The 2,015-nt window shown below is 42.2% G+C and carries 4 protein-coding genes; all 4 read right to left on the reverse strand.

Annotated elements, in window-relative coordinates:
* Positions 1–212: 212 nt before the first annotated feature.
* A complete protein-coding gene (gene rpsR, locus N8L33_RS09875) occupies positions 213–452 on the reverse strand; it encodes a 30S ribosomal protein S18 (RefSeq protein WP_000068664.1) in 240 nt (79 codons plus the stop codon).
* Between the two features lie 31 nt (positions 453–483).
* Positions 484–954, reverse strand: a complete 471-nt coding sequence (gene ssbA / locus N8L33_RS09880) for a single-stranded DNA-binding protein SsbA (RefSeq protein WP_000609606.1) — start codon at positions 952–954, stop codon at positions 484–486.
* An 11-nt stretch (positions 955–965) separates the two neighbouring features.
* Positions 966–1,256, reverse strand: coding sequence for a 30S ribosomal protein S6 (rpsF, locus tag N8L33_RS09885; protein ID WP_001151778.1), 291 nt, complete (start codon positions 1,254–1,256; stop codon positions 966–968).
* Between the two features lie 162 nt (positions 1,257–1,418).
* A partial coding sequence (locus tag N8L33_RS09890; protein ID WP_261059742.1) for an LPXTG cell wall anchor domain-containing protein occupies positions 1,419–2,015 on the reverse strand: 597 nt, incomplete at its 5' end.

The following is a 2,015-nucleotide window of genomic DNA, read 5'->3' on the forward strand; positions in this document are numbered from 1 at the left end:
TCCACTGGACCCAACTCGCTCTCCCATTTCAAGTCTCGTGAAAAAAAGACCCAAGCGGGTCTGAAAAAGAGGTCCACTGGACCCAACTCGCTCTCCCATTTCAAGTCTCGTGAAAAAAAGACCCAAGCGGGTCTGAAAAAGAGGTCCACCCGGACCCAACTCGCTCTCTCATTTCAAGGCTCGTGAAAAAAAGACCCACTCGGGTCTTTTCTTTAATCTTCGTTTACGAAAGGCATCAAAGCCATTACGCGAGCGCGTTTGATAGCTGTTGTTACTTTACGTTGGTTTTTAGCTGAAGTTCCTGTTACACGACGTGGAAGGATTTTCCCACGTTCTGAAACGAAACGGCTAAGAAGCTCAGTATCTTTGTAATCAACATATTCAATTTTGTTTGCTGCGATGTAATCAACTTTTTTACGGCGTTTGAATCCGCCACGACGTTGTTGAGCCATGTTTTTTCTCCTTTATAATTTTAGTTGTCCATTAGAATGGTAAATCATCATCTGAAATATCCAACGGATTTGTTGCTCCAAATGGATTTTCATCACGTGAAAAGTCTGGTACTGAATTTGTAGGTGCTGAATAGTTTGCAGTTGGTGCAGAGTAAGCTCCACCTGTGTGACCCTCACGCACACTACGGCTTTCCAACATTTGGAAATTCTCAGCCACGACCTCTGTCACGTAGACACGTTGTCCTTGCTGGTTATCGTAACTACGAGTCTGGATACGACCTGTCACCCCGATAAGCGAGCCTTTTTTAGCCCAGTTAGCTAGGTTTTCAGCCTGTTGGCGCCACATAACGACATTGATAAAATCAGCCTCACGTTCGCCATTTTGACTCTTAAATGTACGGTTTACTGCAAGAGTAAAAGTCGCAACTGCTACATTTGATGGGGTATAACGCAACTCAGCGTCACGTGTCATACGCCCTACAAGTACAACATTGTTAATCATAGTTTACCTTCTTACGCGTCAGTTTTGACGATCATGTGACGAAGAATGTCAGCGTTGATTTTTGAAAGGCGGTCAAACTCTTTAAGAGCTGCATCGTCGTTTGCTTCAACGTTAACGATGTGGTAAAGTCCTTCACGGAAATCTTTGATTTCGTATGCAAGACGACGTTTTTCCCAAGATTTTGATTCAACAACAGTTGCACCGTTGTCAGTCAAAATAGAGTCAAAACGTGCTACCAAAGCGTTTTTAGCTTCTTCTTCAATGTTTGGACGAATGATATAAAGAATTTCGTATTTAGCCATTGATATGTTCCTCCTTTTGGTCTAATGACCCCAAGACTTTGCAAGGGGTAAGTGAGGTTCGCTCACAATAAACTATTATACTAGAAAAAAATTTTTTACGCAAGTAAAAACTCTGAAATAAAAAAGAAGATGACGAATCATCTTCTCAAAAACTATGAGTTTTTAGTCTTCTTTTTTCTTGCGAGCAAGAAGTCCAAATCCACCTAGGGCTCCAAGAAGTCCAAGCGCTGCGAGGCTAGCGCTAGCTTCTGTACCAGTATTTGGCAATTCGCGTTTACCTTCAGCTTCTTTCACTGCTGTTGGTTGTACTGGCTGTTCTGGTGTTGCTGGCTGTTCAGGTATTGCTGGAGCTGCTGGAGCTGCTGGCTCTACCGGTTGTGCTGGTTGAGTCGGTTCAACCGGTGTTGGAGTTGGCATCTCAACTTTACGGAAGATATGTCTGATATTTCCATTTGAATCTGTCACAGTCTTCACATATTCGTAACCTGGAATTGTTCCAGGTTCTTTAGAACCTGGCTCAGTTGGTTTCAATGGATTTCCATTCTCATCAGTCCAACTCGTTGTAATCTCTTTACCTGGAGTTGGTTGAGGAGCTGGTGTTGGTGTTATGACTTTTTCATAAACATGAACAGTATCTCCATTTGGCAGTTTCTTCGTTTCTACGAATCTGTACTCTGGAATTTCTTTCTTATCTACTGAACCACTTTCTTTTTCTTTGATTTCATTTCCATCTTTGTCTTTAAAGAATGTTGTTACTTT

Origin of the sequence: Streptococcus mitis (assembly GCF_946188695.1) — a bacterium.
GTDB lineage: Bacteria > Bacillota > Bacilli > Lactobacillales > Streptococcaceae > Streptococcus > Streptococcus mitis_DF.

Excerpts from the sequence above, each read along its gene's own strand:
- rpsR (WP_000068664.1), bottom strand. The coding sequence starts at position 452 with ATGGCTCAACAACGTCGTGGCGGATTCAAACGCCGTAAAAAAGTTGAT.
- ssbA (WP_000609606.1), bottom strand. The coding sequence starts at position 954 with ATGATTAACAATGTTGTACTTGTAGGGCGTATGACACGTGACGCTGAG.
- rpsF (WP_001151778.1), bottom strand. The coding sequence starts at position 1,256 with ATGGCTAAATACGAAATTCTTTATATCATTCGTCCAAACATTGAAGAA.